Genomic DNA, 19244 nt, shown 5'->3' on the forward strand with positions numbered 1-19244 from the left:
AAATACGAGTTAAGTTCAGCGAAATATACAGGACATCCTCATGCTGCAACCAATTTTACAACTCAGCGAGATTGAAAAAGCCTTCCCTGGTGTTAAGGCTTTGGATAAAGCGAGCCTTAACGTCTACCCAGGTAAAGTGATGGCACTGCTTGGCGAAAACGGTGCTGGCAAGTCTACGTTGATGAAGGTGCTGACAGGCATTTACTCGAAAGACTCCGGAGAGCTTCGCTATCAAGGCGAAGAAACTGGGTTCAAGGGACCACGAGACTCTCAACAAGCGGGCATCAGTATTATTCACCAAGAGCTCAATCTTATCCCTGAGCTCACCATCGCCGAGAATATCTTCTTAGGTCGTGAAAAGACCAATGCGTTTGGACGTATTTTATGGTCTGAAATGTACGCCGAAGCAGACCGATTGCTTGCAAGACTCAACGTGAAACACAGCGCGAAAACGCCTTTGGGTGAATTAAGCTTGGGCGAACAACAGATGGTTGAGATCGCGAAAGCTCTGTCGTTTGAGTCGAAAGTTATCATCATGGACGAGCCAACCGACGCACTGACAGATACAGAGACCGAATCCCTTTTCAGTGTCATTAATGAGCTTCGTGAACAAGGCTGCGGCATTGTTTACATTTCTCACCGCCTCAAAGAGATCTTTGAGATTTGCGATGACATTACCGTACTTCGTGATGGCAAGTTCATCGGTCAGCGTACCGTTGCCGAAACTGATGAAGACACCCTAATCGAGATGATGGTAGGTCGTAAGCTAGATGAGCAGTACCCTCGTATTGATGCCGTCCACGGTAAAACAAGCCTCGAAGTAAAAAATCTTTCGGGCCCAGGCGTTGATAATGTGAGCTTTACCCTAGATCAAGGAGAGATCCTTGGTGTATCCGGCTTGATGGGAGCAGGGCGCACAGAGCTAATGAAAATTATCTATGGCGCGCTGAAACGCCAGTCTGGTGATGTGATTCTTAATGGTAAAACCATTAACCCAGATAGCCCTCAAGAAGGCTTGGCAAACGGTATTGCTTACATCTCAGAGGATCGTAAAGGAGATGGCTTAGTACTCGGATTGTCCGTTAAAGAAAACATGTCGATCTGTGCACTGGAGCAGCTATCAAAAGGTATGCAGATCCAGCACAGTGAAGAAGTGATTGCAGTAGAAGACTTTATCAAGCTCTTCAACATCAAAACGCCAACTCGTGACCAAATCATTGGAAATCTTTCCGGTGGTAATCAACAGAAAGTCGCCATTGCCAAAGGGCTTATGACTAAACCCAAGGTGCTTATTCTGGACGAGCCAACTCGCGGTGTGGACGTTGGCGCCAAGAAAGAAATCTATCAACTAATCAACAAGTTTAAAGCAGATGGCATGAGTATTATTTTGGTGTCATCTGAAATGCCAGAAGTACTTGGCATGAGCGATCGAATTTTGGTGATGCATGAAGGACATATAAGCGGTGAGTTTATGGCTCAAGATGCAGACCAAGAGAAACTACTAGCATGCGCTGTCGGCAAAAATGTAAGTGAGGAAGCAGCATGAACAACAAAACCATCAACAAAGAGATGAGCGTCGAGATGGAAAACAAGAAGCCTCTTTTCAATAAAGAATGGTTGATTGAGCAAAAATCACTGATTGCGCTGATCTTCCTAATTATCGTGGTGTCTTTTCTAAACCCGAACTTTTTCACCGTCGATAATATTCTGAATATTCTCCGCCAAACCTCGGTGAATGCCATTATCGCAGTGGGTATGACTTTGGTCATCTTAACCGCAGGTATCGATTTGAGCGTGGGCTCAGTACTCGCACTTTGTGGTGCATTTGCGGCCAGTTTGATAGCGATGGAAGTCCCGGTATTGATCGCGGTTCCAACCGCACTTCTTGCCGGTGCAGCTCTTGGCGCAATAAGCGGTATTATCATCGCCAAAGGTAAGGTTCAGGCGTTTATCGCCACTCTGGTTACTATGACGCTTCTGCGCGGCGTGACCATGGTATACACCGACGGTCGTCCAATCTCTACAGGCTTTACCGACACGGCTGACGCGTTCGCATGGTTTGGTACGGGTTACGCTTTGGGCATTCCAGTTCCAGTTTGGATTATGGTCGTCGTATTCGCTTCAGTTTGGTATCTACTTAACCACACTCGCTTTGGTCGCTACGTTTATGCACTAGGCGGCAACGAATCAGCGACTCGCTTGTCTGGTATTAACGTCGACAAAGTGAAGATTGGTGTTTACGCGATCTGTGGTCTGCTTGCAGCACTGGCGGGCATTATCGTTACCTCTCGTCTGTCATCGGCTCAGCCTACAGCGGGTATGGGATACGAGCTTGACGCCATTGCCGCGGTTGTTCTTGGCGGTACCAGCTTGATGGGTGGTAAGGGTCGAATTATGGGTACGCTGATTGGTGCCCTGATTATCGGCTTCTTGAACAACGCTCTTAACTTATTGGATGTTTCTTCTTACTACCAAATGATCGCAAAAGCAGTGGTTATCTTGCTTGCGGTACTGGTGGACAACAAAAACAAGTAACCTCGATTAACACTAGATTATTTACAATAACAGGCTCGACAATGAGTTGAGCCGCCCCCTACACAAAGGACTAAAACGATGAAAAAACTAGCCACTTTAATCTCTGCTGCCGTGCTATCTGCTTCTATGTCTACAGCTGCATCAGCACAAGACACGATGGCGATTGTTGTCTCTACGCTTAACAACCCGTTCTTCGTAACGATGAAAGAAGGTGCCGAAGCGAAAGCCAAGGATTTAGGTTACAACCTAATCGTTTTGGACTCGCAAAATGACCCAAGCAAAGAGCTATCAAACATCGAAGATCTGACGGTTCGTGGCGTTAAAGCAATTCTTATCAACCCAACTGATTCAGACGCAGTATCGAACGCTATCCGCATGGCAAACCGCTCGAACATCCCTGTACTGACGCTTGACCGTGGCGCGAGCCGTGGTGACGTGGTAAGTCATATCGCATCAGATAACGTAGTTGGTGGCGAAATGGCAGGTCACTACATCATGGAGAAAGTTGGTGAGAAGGCAAAAGTTATTCAACTAGAAGGTATCGCAGGTACGTCAGCAGCACGTGAGCGTGGTGAAGGTTTCATGAACGCAGTTAAAGGTTCAGAAATGGATCTACTTGCTAGCCAGCCAGCTGACTTCGACCGTACTAAAGGTCTGAACGTAATGGAAAACCTTCTAGCAGCAAACCCAGATGTACAAGCGGTATTCGCACAAAACGACGAAATGGCACTGGGTGCACTTCGTGCGGTTCAAGCAGCGGGTAAAGACGTGATGATCGTTGGCTTCGATGGCACTGAAGACGGCATGGCAGCGGTTAAACGCGGCAAGCTAGCAGCAACGATTGCACAGCAACCAGATATGATCGGTGCACTAGGTGTAGAGACTGCTGACAAAGTCTTGAAAGGCGAAAAAGTAGAAGAGTACATCCCAGTACCACTTAAAGTAGTAGCTGAGTAATAGGCGAGGCGACGATAGGAGCAAGCCTAATGTTCCTCCCCTTACTAAGGGAAGGTTAGGAGGGGTGTTCTTGAATTTGCGAAGCAAATTTAAGTGGTGTGTGTGAGTTAAGCTCCTGCGCATTTACCCCCTCCAACTCCCCCTTATCAGGGGGAGAGCTAAGAGCTGTTAATGAATAGGCGAGGCGACGATAGGAGCCAGCCTAATGTTCCTCCCCTTTATAAGGGGAGGTTAGGAGGGGTGCACTTGAATTTGCGAAGCAAATTTAAGTGGTGTGTGTGAGTTAAGCTTTAGTGCTTTTACCCCCTCTAGCTCCCCCTTATCAGGGGGAGAACAGGCAGCCTAAGCATCGCTTTAAAACAACCAGATACCTTCGGCTTGCCACCCAAAGGCAACCCCAAGTTATCTACATAAAAGAGTTAAAAAGGAACAAAGTATGAATAAACTCATCGTGTTGGGTAGTGTGAATGCAGACCATGTACTGCAAGTTCCTTCTTTCCCTCGTCCAGGCGAAACATTGCATGGTGGAAACTATCAAGTCATCCCAGGTGGCAAAGGCGCTAACCAAGCGGTTGCTGCTGCAAGACTCGGCGGCGATACGGGTTTCATTGCTTGTGTGGGCGATGACGCTTTTGGTATCAATATTCGCGAAGCATTCAAATCTGATGGTATCAACATCGCGGGTGTTCAATTAGAGCCAGGCACACCGACTGGTATTGCCATGATTCAAGTAGCCGACAGTGGTGAAAACAGCATCTGTATTTCAGCAGAAGCAAATGCCAAGCTAACAAAAGCTCGTGTAGAGCCACATAAAGGTCTGCTAGAGAACGCGAATTACCTACTCATGCAGCTAGAAACGCCAATCGAAGGTATTGAATACGCAGCGCAAGTCGCTAAAGTAGCAAAGACCAACGTTGTGCTTAACCCTGCACCAGCTCGAGCTCTACCAGATTCTCTACTCTCTTGCGTTGATGTCATCACACCAAACGAAACCGAAGCCGAAGTCCTAACGGGCATTACCGTTACCGACGATGATTCTGCACAAGAAGCTGCAAACGCGCTTCACCGCAAGGGTATCGAAATCGTTATGATCACCCTTGGTTCAAAAGGCGTTTGGCTTAGCCAAAATGGTCGAGGTGAGCGTATCCCAGGCTTCAAAGTAGAGGCGACAGATACTACAGCGGCAGGTGACACCTTCAATGGCGCGCTAGTCACTGGTCTCATAGACGGAAAGCCTATCGAAGAAGCGATTGTGTTCGCCCACGCAGCGGCAGCGATTTCAGTGACTCGATTTGGCGCTCAGACTTCCATTCCTACCTTGAATGAAGTAAAAGAGTTTCTAGCTCAACAAGCTTAGCGGCTTACTCTAAGCGTATAAACATAACAAGAAGCAGTGGAGACCCTTGCCCAATGGCAACGATGAAGGACATAGCAAGGCTCGCGGGCGTTTCAACGTCGACCGTGAGTCATGTCATCAACAAAACACGATTCGTGAGTGAAGAGATTTCTGAGCGCGTGAACAACGCAGCGAAAGAGCTCAACTACGCACCATCTGCGTTGGCGCGTAGCCTCAAAATGAATCGTACACGAACAATTGGAATGTTAGTGACTACCTCAACCAACCCGTTTTTTGGAGAGGTAGTAAAAGGGGTCGAACGCAGCTGTTATCATCAAAACTACAACCTCATCCTTTGTAATACCGAAGGTGATACCGAGCGAATGAAAGCCTCTATCGACACTTTGCTTCAAAAGCGTGTGGATGGACTGATTTTGATGTGTGCGACACTAGCGGGTGAGAAGCTCGATATCTTTGAGCAGTATCCGTCAGTCCCAGTTGTGGTGATGGACTGGGGGCCAATGCATTTCGAAAGTGACAAGATCCAAGATAACTCCTTTCTGGGTGGATATCTTGCGACAAAACACTTAATCGAGAATGGTCATAAAGAAGTGGGTTGTATTACTGGTCCACTTAACCGTCATCAAGCCTTGATGCGTTATGAGGGATACAAGAAGGCGCTGAAAGAGCATCATCTTGCTATTAATCCAGACTGGATCATCGAATCAGACTTTGAGTGTGATGGTGGTGCTAAGTCGCTGGAAGCCTTGATTGAGCGTGGGCCTCTGCCTTCGTCACTATTTGTCTGTAATGACATGATGGCGATGGGGGCGCTCAATATTGCTCATGCTAAGGGAATTATCGTTCCCAATGAACTTTCGATCATTGGCTACGATGATATCCATATCGCGAAGTACATGACCCCGTCACTTACAACCATTCACCAGCCAAAGTATCGACTAGGTAAAGCAGCGGTAGAAACCCTACTTGCGAAGATCGATAAGACCGATCTTGCTCCTGATGTGGTTCAACTCGAGCCGTCATTAGTGATACGCGACAGCGTAAAAACGCTTTAGTTATAGTCTAAGCTCAGCCTTAAGCGGGCTGAGCCACCTTGAACCCTCTAATAACATTGCTAAGCGTAATCACCGCGAATACCGCAATGACGATAGACAGGTGCCACGGTTGGCTCAACCCAAGCTGTACCAGCGACATACTGACAATCGAAGAGACGATCATCTGTCCACCACCTGATAATGCAGCTGCTGCGCCCGCTTGTTTTTTATAAGGCAGCATCACCATGGCTTGTGCACAAGGCAGCGCAATACCATTCCCTAAGATCATAAGCAGTTGCCCCAGCATGAGGTAGATAGGCTCTAGCGGACAGAACAGTAACCACAGGGCTGCGGTGGCATGCAAAGCAGGTGTCCACAACAGCATCTTTTTGCTGCCGATGATTGGACGAACACGGTTACAAATCGTGGTACCACAAATCATACCGAGGGCAGGGATCAGCGCCCACAGCGCATACTCATCGGAATTCATTCCAATTTGATTTTGCATGATAAACGGCATGACGGAGACTGTAGTGATCATCAAGCTAAAATTGAGCCAACCGATACTGGCAAAGCTCATAAAGTAACTTGAGCGTAGAAGCTCTCCATACTGAATAATCATCTTTTTAGGAGAGGGTATGGATGACTTCTCTGCCACTGTTTCTTTGAATAGAATTGCGATTGCAACCCATGCCAGTGCCACATAACTAAACAGCGACACGAAAACCATACTCCAGCCGAAGTGGAAGTTGATAAATCCACCAAGCACAGGCGCAATAACCGGCGTAATCGACGCTGCCATTGCAATGTATGACATAGCCAGTGGTAGATCCGCTCCGCTGAACTGATCACGTGTCGATGCCCTAGCAAGTACCGCGCAGCAACCTGTTCCCACCCCTTGCAAGAATCGACCAAGCACCATGCCTTTGAAGGAGTTTTGCATCAAGATGATCATCACTAGACCCAAGAGAGCGATAACTAAGCCGGTCAACAATACCTTTTTTCGACCGATAGCGTCAGAGATGGGGCCATATAAAAATTGTGAAGGTCCAAAGCCCAGAAGGTAAATACCCACCAGTAACTGTGCTTCATCTAGAGTGATATTGAAATCTTTCGCTATCCAAGGCAGAGAGGGAAAGACTAAGCCCATGCTAAGTTGACCAACGCTGATGATCAGGCAGGCGAGAAGAATGACTTTATAGCGAATTCCTTGAGTCATTGAGATTCCGTATTAAATGGCAGAGAGGAGCGGGAGTTTTGTATGACATATTACGCTAATAGACTGAGTGTTGGCTAGTTATTAAGATAAAAGTCATACTTATTGATAGATTGTCCGTATGATGCAGGCAGAGATTGAAAATTATCAAAGGGATTAGAGAGTTAGGATGAGTGAACGAGCAGAGAAAAAGTCGATCAAAGGAATCACTACTATTGAAGAGTTTGCCAAAGCCGCAGACTACTCATTAATGATGTCGCTTAATCGCGACCCTGACTCTGATGGCACTGGAAATGACCATAATCTAAGGCAAGTATTTACAGGGCATTTTGTTCCAGTAAAACCAACACCTATTGCCGATCCTATCTACATTACTCACAGCCAATCACTATTTGAAGAACTTGGTTTAGAAAATGCATTAGCGCTAACAGATGAGTTCCGAAACGTTTTCTCGGGCCAGTTAAGCCAAGCACCTGAACCAATGGAAAAGTTTGGCTGGGCAACAGGATACGCGCTTTCTATCTACGGTACTGAGTACATTGAACAATGCCCATTCAAAACGGGTAACGGATACGGTGACGGACGCGCCATGTCTATCTTTGAAGGCGTCTTTAACAATAAGCGATGGGAGATGCAACTGAAAGGCGGCGGTCCAACTCCTTATTGTCGAGGCGCAGATGGACGCGCGGTACTTCGCTCTAGCGTGAGAGAGTTTCTTGCTCAAGAACTCATGTACAGCTTAGGTATTCCCACAACGCGCTCGCTTTGCTTGTTTGCCTCTCAGTCAGAAACGGTTGATAGACCTTGGTATCGTGAGGGTTCCCATTCTGAGAATCCAGATATCATGGTTTCCAACCCTGTGGCGATATCGACTCGTGTAGCATCGTCATTTCTAAGGGTAGGGCAGCTAGAGCTGTTTGGACGCAGAGCACGCAGCGACGCTCACCCCGAAGCGATGCGTGAACTGGAGATGATCGTCGATCACGCTATTGAGCGTGAGTATTCAGATCAAATCGATCCCACACTTTCTGCCAAAGAAAAGCTACTCACCTTTGCCGCGGCTTTTCGAGACAGACTCACAACGTTAGTGACCCACTGGATGCGCGTCGGATTCTGCCAAGGGAACTTCAATAGCGATAACTGTGCGATAGGCGGATTCACACTCGACTTCGGGCCGTTTGGTTTTGTTGAGCGCTTTGAACCCTATTACCAGCCTTGGACTGGCGGTGGTCGTCATTTTTCATTCTTCAACCAGCCTCAAGCTGCGGAGAAAAACTTCGAAAGCTTTTGCTCGGCATTAATGCCTTTGATTCGTGATGATTCGGTAGCGCTAGAACAGCTGGGCCAGATTCAAGATGATTTCGCACAAGTGATGCACGATAAACTGAGCGAAATGTGGACTGCAAAGCTAGGTCTTATAGAGTTCGACGGCGACCTTCTTCAAGAGCTGTTTAAACTCATGATGATGACTCATGTGGATTACACGATCTTCTTCCGCCAGTTATCCCACCTACCTAAAACCATATCTGAGCTTGAACCGAGTTTCTATACGTCTCCAGATGAGGAACTGATGAATCAATGGAGTGACTGGTTAACGGAGTGGAGAAGAAAGCTTGATACCTCTATCAGTGAGCAGGAACTATCAACGCAAATGCAGCGCGTGAACCCTAAGTATACTTGGCGTGAGTGGTTAGTTGTGCCAGCGTATAAACAAGCAGAGCTAGGGGAGTTTGGTTTGATTCATGAGTTACAAGATGTGTTTGGCGAACCTTATGGGGAGCAATCGAAAGAGGTTGAAGGGAAGTTTTATCGGTTGAGACCGTTGGAACTTTTTGATGTGGGTGGGGTGACGCATTATAGTTGTTCGTCGTAACTTGAAAAAACAATCTGTAGATAGAAATTTATGCCTTAAAAAGGCTCGAAGTCGTATTACTTCGAGCGTTTTTTTAGTTTGAAAAGCTTAAGGGAGTATTGGCTCAGCACCATCCTTTAAATCGAAATTGTACTCATTGATTTCTATGTTTCTTCCAACATTACGATTAGGCTCAAGCTCACCTTCTGCATTGGTCACTTCTGCATTCAATCTAAGGTAAAAGTTACCGAGTGTAAGGCCTCCTAACTCATTCCAAAGAATTACCTTGTGCTCTTGGAAGTCAGACAAAGGAGCGCTATTTGTCTCACTATAGTCTTCATAACTGACGGTAACGATACCTGTATCTTTGGTTTCATTGGTCAACGAAATAGCCTTTACTTCGCGTAGACTTCCATTGATTAGGTATAGACCATCTAGATAGATATTTACGAATAGATGGGAGGTTTCACCTTCTCCATGTATGATACCGCTAAACTCTTGGTTATAAGATCCCAGAGCGTAGCCTGGAGCAACATTAGTAACGGCTTTGGCTTCATCTTCTCGATCATCACGCTCTGACTTATCAACATTAATAATTACACTACCATTGAAGTCTGTAGAGACAATGTTGGCAAAGTGTAATGATTCAGAACTTAGAACTGGCTCTTTAGGGCTGATTTCAATGGGATCCGCGAAGTCAGGCGGAGTAATAATTATGCCTCCATTTTCAGACTTTGACACAATAAAGTTCCAGTGTTTTGCGATTTTAGGGTCATATCCATCGGCTAGCCCTGTTTCAGGGTCCACGTAATCTGAGAGGTTTTGGTACATTGATTCACCAGTAGTTGTAGTGATCGTAAGTACTGAATCCTCCTGAATCACATATGCACTGTGATATGCCTTAGTTTTATCTTTGTTAAAAGTACCGAACATAGTCTCATCAGCTAATAAAGTGTTTCGAGCGTCTACATCTTCAGTTGCAGTTACCGTTACAAAAGAATAGCGAGGGTCATTAACGGCCTCTAATTCGAAATCATTGATGCTACGGTCAATGTACTCTTCTCCAATAGCCGTATACGAGTATGCTATTCCTTTTTGAGAGTATTGTTGCGGTGCAACTAGAGTGATTTTTGCGTCACCGATGACATCAATAGTGAAGCTTTTTAGTTTCGTAATATCATCTTCAGTTCCACCGTTACTAGCTATTAACTCGGCTACAGTGTAGGTTTTGTTTTCACCAATACCGTCAATCTTATCCTCTACAAAAATACTATACCCATCTACACGCAAGAAGTGAGCAAATAATTCATCATTAAAACTGCCTTTCGAGTAGATTTTGACGACTTTACCCTGTAAGTGACAGATTTCATGAATATTGGCATCACCACAGTATTCATCTGAACTAATGTCGACGGATGTTGGAGTTGATAAGTTAGCAGTAACAGCTCGAGAGGTTAGTTCTGCATTATTGCTTACATCATCTGCGTTACAGCCAATAAGACTTAAAGATGTAGCTGCAATAAGTGTACTTAGAATGTTTTTTTTCATTTTGTTACCTGTTTTATTGGTACTAGTACTAATTCCATGTAAATGGCAGCTCATCCATTAAGCGTTAGGGGTATTCTAAGTGGTTATTTTTTGTTTTTCAATACTAGTACTTTAAAAAATGATTTTTTTTGATACTAGTACTATATAACTTTTGTATTTATACTGCGGTCTGTGATTTATAGACAGAAGTTATGGTGTGTTGATGGCGAGAATTTCTGCAGAGGAGAGAGCGAAGAAGAAACTGATCTTGGATGGGTTAGTTCTTTCAATTTTTCTTGAGGAAGGGTGGGGAGCTGTAACCTATGATAGGTTGGCTAAAGAGTTTGGTGTAAGCAAAAGTAGTATCCAGAATTATTACCCTTCGAGTATTATGTTCGCAACGGCCTTGCAGGGCAAGGTGTTACCGATGGTTCTCCCATTGTTGAACTTTTCATCGGAAGAGAAGTTTGTTTCATCTTGGATATGTGCTTATGAAGATGAACAGCATCATGTGTTTAGAGAAGTTGTTGAAATGTTGATAGATAATATTTTGAAAGATGGAACTAGTCCATATTCTCGAGGAGGGGCCTTGAAACTAGAGGAGATGCTTGCAAAAAACACAGATGAGAGCAGTGCGAAAAGAGCGATGAAAACCGTTTTTGGAGAAGTAATATATCGGAAAATGTTTTCTTAGAGCTCTGATAAAAACTAGGCTCAGTGGCAAACGATCTTGTGCCACTAAGCCATTCTACCAACCTACTTACCGCCAATACTCAACCTTGTAAACCTAACATCAGGTGCAAAGAAACTGCGGCTATCATTCACAAGCTGCGTATCCCCAACGGCATCGATTTCTTTCAGCATCTTGTAGAAGTTACCCGCTACAGTAATACCACGAACAGGCTGTACTCGTTTACCATCTCGACATAAAAAGCCGCTAGCGCCAAATGAGAAATCACCGCTGACAACATCAGCACCAGAGTGCACGCCTTGCAGTTCGACTAGTTCTAAGTATTCCCCAGCTCTCACTTCAGACGCGCTACTTTGACCAGTAGCAATCACTTTGTGATTTGTGGAAACATCTAAGCTCGATTTTGCACCGCGCGCTGCGCTAGCCGTTGATACTGCACCAAGGTAGCTGGCAGTGTGGCTGTTGTGGAGTAGGGTACTTAACTGCCCGTTAGCAATTAGGATGTTGTCTTGCGTCGCAAAACCTTCGCTATCAAACGCGGCGATGGCCATGCCGTTTGGCATGTACGCTGCGTCGGTTAGGGTGATTAGCTCGCTGGCAACAGACTGACCAACCTTATTCGCTAGTGGTGTGATGCCTTTCATTGCACTGACACCAGAGAATGCGCTGACGAATGCACCGAATAGGCTACTTAGCGCGCCGACATCAAAAATTGCTGAATATTCACCAGTAGCAACAGGTGCACCATCAAGGAGGTCACGTGCAAGGTTGTAGCCTTTTTCGATACAGTAGCTAGGATCTAGTTCGTCAAAGCGTCGGCCAACTGACACTTTACCCGCCATGGATTGCTTGCCATCTTTTTCGAACAAGGTGTAAGCGTAGCAGCTAAACGAACGTTCAAAGTGTTGGCATAGCGTGCCTTGAGTGTTGGCAAGGATCAGTTGGCTCTCGCCATCGGCATAACCGTTATAAGGAGCGCTTGAAGCATGGGGCAGGTCGAGAACGCCTTTTTCAAGTGCGAGAGACAGAGCGATTTTGTCATCTGCGGAGGTTGTGTCTTCTTGCGCGATTTCTGCAATATCGGTGGTGATCTTGCTATCAACACAGCTGATCGTTTGGTGCTCATCTTGTTTGGAAAAACGAGCACTTTGCAGCGCGTTGGTGAGCATCAAATCTAGGCTGGATTCCTCTAATGATTCAGAATAGCTAGTTGCAATACGTGCGTCTTTGACAACCCGAACACCAAGAACTTGGCTTGAACTGACCTTGTATTCATCAAGCTGACCTTGGTTGGCTTTCAGTGAAAAACTATTGCTGCGATTGACGATAACGTCAGCTTCAGCACCTTGGCGCTTTGCCTCTGAGAGAACGTAATCAACAGCGCTGAGAAGTTGTTTGTCTTGGCTCATTAGTTTCCGCCTCCCACTAGAATGTTGTCCACTTTTAACGAAGGCTGGCCAACCGTTGTTGGTACTGAGCCACTAACAGATCCACACATACCTGGTGCCAGCGCCATGTCTTTGCCTACCATGCTAATCTCTTTGAGTACTTTAGGACCAGTGCTAATAAGAGTCGCGGTTTTAAGCGGTTTGGTGATTTTGCCGTTCTCCACCAAGTACGCTTCGCGAACCGCGAAGTTGAACTCTCCTGTACCTGGCTGAACTGAGCCACCGCCCATTTTTTTAGCGTAAATGCCGCGTTCTACGCCCGCTAGCATGTCGTCTAGTGAGTGTTCACCTGCTTCAATAAAGGTGTTTCTCATGCGTGACGTTGGGGCAAATTTGTAGTTTTGGCGGCGTCCAGAGCCAGTGGGCTCAAAGCCGGTTTTCATGCCGCCCATTTTATCAACCATAAAGCTAGTGAGCTGACCATCTTTGATTAATTGAGTGCGCTGCGTTGGCATGCCCTCATCATCGACATGGATAGAGCCCCACTCATTGGTCATCGTGCCATCATCAACGGCACTTACCGCTGTATGCGCAATCATTTCTCCCATTTTGTCATGAAAGACGGATGCTTTTTTGGCGACAGAGGTGGTCTCGAGTAAGTGCCCACAGGCCTCGTGGAAGATAACGCCACCAAATCCATTACCAATGATTACAGGCATTTCACCAGATGGACAGGCATCAGCACCAAGTTTGACTAATGCTTGTTGGGCGATGGTCTGGCCGAGTTCTTTGGCATCTAACTGCTCACTAAACTCCCAGCCTGCTAGTGCGCCTGGACCTTCCATACCAGAGGATTGTTCATTACCTTTTTGAGCAACGGAGTTACCCGATACGCGGATGTAATGACGTGTATCGTCAACGTGCAAGCCCTCTGAGTTGAAGATGGATATTTGCTGCTCTCGCTGCAGAACGCTACCGATAAACTGTGTGATGTATTCACTTTCAGCGCGAACTGCTGCATCGGTTTTTAGAAGAAACGCAATCTTTGAGTCCAAATTGGCGTCTTTGCTCAGTGGCAAGCGGCACCCGTGTTGGACTGGGTAGCGGTTTAGATTCAAAGCACCCGCTGTTGCGATTTGCTCTCTCTTGTCTTTTGCTGCGAGTAGTGACGTTACGCGCTTTAGTTCAGCCTCATCAGTGTTGTTGGTGTAGCCGTATAACACTTTGTGACCAAAGAAGAGACGAATACCAATACCAAAATCGATACCTGAGTTAACTTTATCGACTTCACCAGACGCGATCTGGACGGAATTGGTTTGATGGTGTTCGACGAAAAGCTCTGCGAAATCAGCGCCGAGAAAGAGGGCGTGATCGATGACTGCTTTCGCTGTATCAGAATTTAACATGAAGTCTCCTTGTTCATAGAAGGTCCAAGTAATCCCTAAAAAATAGGAATATCATAATGTTATATCAAGCTGGATGAGCAAGCCACTGACTTGGTTCTAGAGTGAAATCAGTGAAAGTTGCGGTAAACGAAGATGGTGTCGGGCTGCACGCATACACACCAAATTTTACCGATGACTCCGTCGGCATTGGTGGGTTGCATTTACCCATTTCCGGCGTTGTTTCTCCTAGCTTATGAAGATGAAAGATACGCATTTGTTTGAAATGTGCGCCATCAAGCGAGGATTCGATTAGAAAATCAGGACCACGTCGGCTTAAACGGTACCAGATCTCATTAGGGAGCGGGATATCCGTTGTCGCCCAGTCAGAATAACCAAGGTTGGTCACAACACTGCCGAGTCGAGAAAATGACTCGTATTCATATTCGATGGATGCTTTGAACCAATTTTCACTATCCAAATAGATAATTAGCCCACATTGATCAAACTGAGACTGATACTGAAAGCTCACTTTTGTGGTGAATGAGAAGTTATCACTAGACTCAAGCAATAATGCTGGGGCGTTGTCGTTTCTAAAGCCATAATATGAGCGCTGCCAAAAGTCTGTTTCCGGCTCTGTGGTAATCGATACAGACGTGTCCGTCACTTGACTGGTTTCGGGTTCAAAAATCCATGTGCCTTTGGTGAAATCAACCATTTAGGGTATCTCGCTCTTGGAAAAAAATTTGAATTGGTAGGGTTGGGGTGTTTGGTGATATTTCTGGTTCCCTAGAGTCCATGATGGTCTCTTTTTCCCCTTCCTTCAAGCGATTAGAGCAATAAATTCATCAAGCACGAATGTGCACGAAGAACAAAGAAAGTAGCGTGATTAGCGTTGGAGATGAATCTGTTTGTGATAAAGCTTCGTAAACCAGACAAACCAATTAAACGGAGTTAACTATGTTCTCATTCTTAAAACGAGATCCCGCGAGAAAACTAAAGAAAAGACATTCAATGTTGCTAGAGCAGGCGATGCGTGCACAGAGAAATGGCGATATCAGAATGTACTCTAAACTCACAGCCGAGGCAGAGGAGCTTTTTGTTCATATTAAAAAGCTCTCTGCTTCCGATTCTCAGTAAGTCAAGGCTTCGTCGCTAGCCGTTAGTAGCTAGACACTTCGAACTAGATGCCTTTCAGATACTGTTGGTTTCTTGTCGGCGCGATCAGCGCTGTGACACCGCTCGATGAGTCATCACCGTTTCGAAGCAACTCCGCTTGGAATGCACTGATGATATCAAGCTTACTACCTAATACCTTGGTTTCGGTTTGAATGTCTCGTAGGTCAATAAATACATCCGTGATGAGATCACGATGATCACTAAGGACATCTAAGTTTAACGTGTTCAAATCACTGTAGATAGAGTTGTGCGAGCCTCTTTGTTTTTGAACGACGTATGGATTGTCTTTTAGATTGATGATAGAGGTGCGCTTGTCACAGCGTCTCAAGCAACCTTTGTTGACTTTGATCTTCTTACAGCCTTCAGTTTGTTGGAACAAGCACTGACGGCTAGTCAAAAGCGTATTTGGGTGGTACACGCTGTAGAAGGTACGCATTTGATTAGGTCTGCGAATGTAGCGAAGCTGTTTGTTGCTTAACTCGTTAGATAAAAATGCGCCGGCGGCCGAGTACTCTTCTTCAAGACACTTGAGCGTGTATGAGTTCGTGGTGTTCATTTGTGGACCTGCAATCCACTCCAATCCATTGCTTTGCGCATAGAAGCCCACACCAGAGTTGTTGGTGATGAGTAAAGAGGGTTTGATAGTCACGAGAAACACCTTCGCCGCTTCATAATCGTCGCCGATCAAAATGGCAGGGAACCATGGTTTTAGTTTCGGGTTACTCTCAAACAGAGCAATCATCGAAGGCAGTTCTGCTTTTAGCCCCATAGGGAGCTGAAAGTAAACATCGACATTGTCTTCAAGCGCGAGTGCTACATCCTCCCGTTCTGAAATCAATACAGAGAGAGGCTTGGTCTCGGTTAGCTCAGGGTTATTCGGAAGCGTTGCCAGTTTTGGCGCTTCGATGGCTCCCTTTAAGCTGGCTTTCGGGCGATCTGAGTTGATGTCCATCTTCGCGATCTCGGCATCAACATGTTGGATAATATCGGTTTTCTTGTCGTACAGACGCTTTTTGACGCTTTGAACATCATCAGTACTGGTGCATTGATAGACCTTTGAGAAATGTGTGACGGCATTATCTCTTGGATTATCAATGTACATGCTTTTGCCAAAATCCCCTTTCAAAAACGCGTTTGAAAAATCGCGGTTAAACACTGTGTAGAGTTCAGTTGTGTCTTGCGATAGCGTTTCACCGTCACACAGTCGATCAATCTGCTTACGCCAGTTGTCGACGACTGTGTAAACGTAATGTGGCTTTTTGATTCGGCCTTCCACCTTGAGCGAATACACGCCAGCATCGGCAAGCGCTTGTAGATCGCCAAATGCGGAGTTGTCTTTGAGGTTTAGCGGGTAGTCATAACCTTGTTTAGTGGTTTGATACTGCTCTCGGCATGGTTGGCTACATCGACCGCGGTTGCCTGAGGCGCCATTGCGAGCAGAGCTGATATAGCAAAGACCAGAAAAACCGATGCAGTAGGAGCCATGAACGAATACTTCCATCAAAACGTTATGTTGATGACCAAAGTGTGCGAGATGAGCAATTTCATCGATGTTCAACTCTCGGGATAGATTGACGCGACTCGCGGTCATCTTCTTAAGGTACTCAATTTGCCCTGTGTTGTGGGTATTTAACTGAGTTGATGCGTGAACATCCAACGTAGGGAAATGATGTTTTAGAAGATAGGCTAAGCCAAGATCCTGAACGATAACGCCATCGATGTCTGTTTCGACTAACTGGGCGAGTAGCCTCATTACCGCAGCAACTTCACTCTCGAGAATGAGGACGTTAAGCGTAAGGAAAACTTGGCATTGATTGGCGTGAGCCAGTTCGAGAACGCCATTTAAGTTATCTAGCGTCAGGTTAACGGCGCGATTACGTGCGTTAAAGCGATCCAATCCGCAGTAGACCGCATCAGCCCCTGCTGCTATTGCTGCTTTGATTGATTCTACATCACCGCCCGGTGCTAATAACTCAAACTGATCTCGTGTCACGACCATACCCCTAAAAAAAGTGAGGGCGTAGTCTACAGGAATTAGTGACGAATTTCGTTAGTTAATTAGAGGTAGTTGTGGACGAAAGTAGGAAGGAACATGAAGAGGTGTAAAAAACGAGAAAAGGTGGCATCTGCCACCTTTTCGTTAAAGTAAAGCTCAATTACTGCATTTCTTTCATTGCAGAGACCACTGACGGGTCGTTAAGTAGGTTGAACAGTAAGCTTTTTGCTGAAGAACGCTGAGAGTCAGAAAGCTTCTTCGTTGGGTTTTCACGCGTTTGCGTTAGGATGTTTTTGACGAATCGACTGTTGGTACCAGACAACTCATACACAAAACGAAGCGTATCCATCAGTTCATCTTGAGGTAGGCTGTATACTGCCATCTCGCAGCTCAGTCCATCCATAGCGAGTAGGTTATTTACGACCTCGCGTCGCTCAGCATTAAACTTTTCTTTGGCAATGTAGCCGTCGATCAACGCTTGTACACGGTCTGCGATAGCAACAGGTACTTCCATGGTTTTTGTTTCGTAAGTCATCGCTGATTCTACTCCTTCGACTGGGATGTTTTTATCGTCACTGACTAGGCATGAAAAGTGAGTCGATGCCAAAATGTTCAGTCTTGTGACATTGTTTGCCTTACCATTTCTAGTCAGGCTTTTCATTTGTTCATAATGACAGAAAAACATTTCGAATAGTAGGGCAACTCGGGGCTCACGTTCTATTTGATAGATTCTTAAGCAATTTTTAACTCGCAGAGAGGGTAAATCCGTACCACACTTTTATTATCGTTAATGTGGAGTTTGGAAAGATGGAACGACGTGATTTCCTAGCATTGTGCTCTGTGTTTGTTGTTAGCCCGGTACTGGCAAATACAAAACTACAAAGAACGCCATCTCAAGCAGAGGGGCCCTTTTACCCAGTGACAACTATTCCCGTTCGCTCAGACCTGATTATCGAGAGCGACGAAGTCGAAGGTGAAAGCATGAACTTAGTTGGGCGAGTGGTAGATATTCAAGGTAATCCAATCTCTGATATCAGAGTTGAAATCTGGCAGTGTGATGGAAGAGGGGTCTATGACCATCCACGACAACCTAACGTTGAGAGATTCGATAAAAACTTCGCAGGCTTTGGCGCGCTTCAAAGTGATGAAAGAGGGCAGGTACAGTTTAGGACTCTATTTCCAGTCCCCTACACAGGCAGACCACCGCACATACATGTAAAGCTTTGGCAGAATCAACGAGAGTTGTTGACGACGCAACTTTACCTCAAAGGCAAGACAGGTAACGAGTGGTGGGGCGGTAGCGAGCGAGATTTACTGCAAATGGATGTAATCAAAGATGTCAAAGGAGAGTGGACAACGCAGTTCCAGTTCGTGGTCTGACGTTGCCCATCTATTTAGCACTTATGCGCTGCTCTGTACGGGTTGATAACGCCCGGGCTTGTGGTTCATCGCCAAGATCAGATTGGTTGCGATAGTACCCAATACAGAGAGTGCGATTAGATAGATATCGACAACAAACAGAGAAAGTACAACGATGGAGCAATCCAGTGCCATTTGTACTTTGCCTGCACGGATACCGAATCGCTCTTGCAAGAACAGCGCCAGAATATTGAACCCGCCTAGGCTCATCCTATGTCGAAAGATGACAAGCATGCCCATACCAATCAATCCACCACCAATTAACGCGGCATATACAGGCTCGATGTGCGAGATCTGAATGACGTGGTGCAAGTGGTCCACAGCGAAAGAGACGATACTAACCGCAATAAAGGTGTTGATGGTGAACTGCCATCCCATGCGGGTGACTGACAAAATATAGAAAGGCAGGTTTAATGCAAAAAACACCTGTCCGAAGCTAAGCGTGGTGACCTTAGTGATAAACAGGGCAAGGCCGGCAGTTCCGCCTGTTAACAAGCCAACTTGATTAAAGAAGATAACGCCTAGAGATACCAAAGCACTCCCGAGCGTTAGGGCGAGCAAATTCTCGCGCAGGCTATGATCTTTATCCATAAAGAAAATTCCAATTTATAGACGCCAAAATGGGCGTGTTGTTACAAGTGATTGGCGGCGATGTTAGCCTTCTATGGATACTTATGTCGATAACGTGGCGAATTTTCGATTTTTAATGAG

The 19244-nt window shown here is 45.8% G+C and carries 17 protein-coding genes; 9 read left to right on the top strand and 8 right to left on the bottom strand.

Annotated features, from left to right (window positions below; translation table 11 throughout):
- Nucleotides 1-40 precede the first annotated feature (40 nt).
- The 5 genes from rbsA (at nucleotide 41) to LY387_RS23575 (ending at nucleotide 5904) form a co-directional block, all read left to right on the top strand.
- A complete protein-coding gene (gene rbsA, locus LY387_RS23555; protein ID WP_234496601.1) occupies nucleotides 41-1546 on the top strand; it encodes a ribose ABC transporter ATP-binding protein RbsA in 1506 nt (501 codons plus the stop codon).
- The gene (rbsC, locus tag LY387_RS23560) at nucleotides 1543-2535 is read left to right on the top strand and encodes a ribose ABC transporter permease (RefSeq protein WP_042470263.1); all 993 of its coding nucleotides are present in this window, start codon (nucleotides 1543-1545) and stop codon (nucleotides 2533-2535) included. The genes rbsA and rbsC overlap by 4 nt, the downstream gene beginning before the upstream one ends.
- Before the next feature lie 78 nt (nucleotides 2536-2613).
- Nucleotides 2614-3492: a ribose ABC transporter substrate-binding protein RbsB gene (gene rbsB, locus LY387_RS23565; RefSeq protein WP_042470265.1), complete on the top strand. Its 879-nt coding sequence runs from the start codon at nucleotides 2614-2616 to the stop codon at nucleotides 3490-3492.
- A 436-nt stretch (nucleotides 3493-3928) separates the two neighbouring features.
- Nucleotides 3929-4849 (top strand): ribokinase, encoded by a 921-nt coding sequence (gene rbsK / locus LY387_RS23570; protein WP_234496602.1) that lies wholly within the window; start codon nucleotides 3929-3931, stop codon nucleotides 4847-4849.
- 53 nt (nucleotides 4850-4902) lie between these two features.
- Nucleotides 4903-5904 (top strand): substrate-binding domain-containing protein, encoded by a 1002-nt coding sequence (locus tag LY387_RS23575; RefSeq protein ID WP_234496603.1) that lies wholly within the window; start codon nucleotides 4903-4905, stop codon nucleotides 5902-5904.
- A 19-nt stretch (nucleotides 5905-5923) separates the two neighbouring features.
- On the opposite strand, the gene LY387_RS23580 is transcribed toward LY387_RS23575, so the two are convergent.
- Nucleotides 5924-7102 (bottom strand): multidrug effflux MFS transporter, encoded by a 1179-nt coding sequence (locus LY387_RS23580; RefSeq protein ID WP_234496604.1) that lies wholly within the window; start codon nucleotides 7100-7102, stop codon nucleotides 5924-5926.
- 166 nt (nucleotides 7103-7268) lie between these two features.
- On the opposite strand from LY387_RS23580, the gene LY387_RS23585 reads away from it, so the two are divergent.
- On the top strand, nucleotides 7269-8972 hold the full coding sequence (locus LY387_RS23585) for a protein adenylyltransferase SelO (protein ID WP_234496605.1): 1704 nt from the start codon (nucleotides 7269-7271) through the stop codon (nucleotides 8970-8972).
- Nucleotides 8973-9059: 87 nt separating this feature from the next.
- On the opposite strand, the gene LY387_RS23590 is transcribed toward LY387_RS23585, so the two are convergent.
- The gene (locus LY387_RS23590) at nucleotides 9060-10499 is read right to left on the bottom strand and encodes a hypothetical protein (protein ID WP_234496606.1); all 1440 of its coding nucleotides are present in this window, start codon (nucleotides 10497-10499) and stop codon (nucleotides 9060-9062) included.
- 202 nt (nucleotides 10500-10701) lie between these two features.
- Between LY387_RS23590 and LY387_RS23595 the strand changes: the two genes are divergently transcribed.
- Nucleotides 10702-11172, top strand: coding sequence for a TetR/AcrR family transcriptional regulator (locus LY387_RS23595; RefSeq protein ID WP_234496607.1), 471 nt, complete (start codon nucleotides 10702-10704; stop codon nucleotides 11170-11172).
- Between the two features lie 62 nt (nucleotides 11173-11234).
- Here the strand turns inward: LY387_RS23595 and LY387_RS23600 are convergent, their stop codons facing one another.
- From LY387_RS23600 to LY387_RS23610, 3 genes are all read right to left on the bottom strand, one after another.
- A complete protein-coding gene (locus LY387_RS23600; protein WP_234496608.1) occupies nucleotides 11235-12578 on the bottom strand; it encodes a TldD/PmbA family protein in 1344 nt (447 codons plus the stop codon).
- Nucleotides 12578-13963 carry a TldD/PmbA family protein gene (locus tag LY387_RS23605; protein ID WP_234496609.1) on the bottom strand — a complete coding sequence of 462 codons (1386 nt, stop codon included), beginning with the start codon at nucleotides 13961-13963 and terminating at the stop codon, nucleotides 12578-12580. Before LY387_RS23605 ends, LY387_RS23600 begins: the two co-directional genes overlap by 1 nt.
- Nucleotides 13964-14027: 64 nt before the next feature.
- Nucleotides 14028-14657 carry a DUF1349 domain-containing protein gene (locus tag LY387_RS23610; protein WP_234496610.1) on the bottom strand — a complete coding sequence of 210 codons (630 nt, stop codon included), beginning with the start codon at nucleotides 14655-14657 and terminating at the stop codon, nucleotides 14028-14030.
- 242 nt (nucleotides 14658-14899) lie between these two features.
- On the opposite strand from LY387_RS23610, the gene LY387_RS23615 reads away from it, so the two are divergent.
- On the top strand, nucleotides 14900-15079 hold the full coding sequence (locus tag LY387_RS23615) for a DUF6435 family protein (protein WP_234496611.1): 180 nt from the start codon (nucleotides 14900-14902) through the stop codon (nucleotides 15077-15079).
- 43 nt (nucleotides 15080-15122) lie between these two features.
- Here the strand turns inward: LY387_RS23615 and LY387_RS23620 are convergent, their stop codons facing one another.
- Nucleotides 15123-17111, bottom strand: coding sequence for a U32 family peptidase (locus LY387_RS23620; RefSeq protein WP_234496612.1), 1989 nt, complete (start codon nucleotides 17109-17111; stop codon nucleotides 15123-15125).
- 163 nt (nucleotides 17112-17274) lie between these two features.
- A complete protein-coding gene (locus tag LY387_RS23625) occupies nucleotides 17275-17649 on the bottom strand; it encodes a hypothetical protein (protein ID WP_234497839.1) in 375 nt (124 codons plus the stop codon).
- Between the two features lie 272 nt (nucleotides 17650-17921).
- Here LY387_RS23625 and LY387_RS23630 point away from each other — a divergent pair, with 272 nt between their 5' ends.
- Nucleotides 17922-18494 (top strand): protocatechuate 3,4-dioxygenase, encoded by a 573-nt coding sequence (locus LY387_RS23630; RefSeq protein ID WP_234496613.1) that lies wholly within the window; start codon nucleotides 17922-17924, stop codon nucleotides 18492-18494.
- Between the two features lie 21 nt (nucleotides 18495-18515).
- Here LY387_RS23630 and LY387_RS23635 read toward each other — a convergent pair whose 3' ends face one another.
- Nucleotides 18516-19124 carry a YitT family protein gene (locus LY387_RS23635; RefSeq protein WP_234496614.1) on the bottom strand — a complete coding sequence of 203 codons (609 nt, stop codon included), beginning with the start codon at nucleotides 19122-19124 and terminating at the stop codon, nucleotides 18516-18518.
- Nucleotides 19125-19244: the final 120 nt, after the last annotated feature.

The sequence above is a fragment of the Vibrio maritimus genome, from assembly GCF_021441885.1.
Taxonomy (GTDB): domain Bacteria; phylum Pseudomonadota; class Gammaproteobacteria; order Enterobacterales; family Vibrionaceae; genus Vibrio; species Vibrio maritimus_B.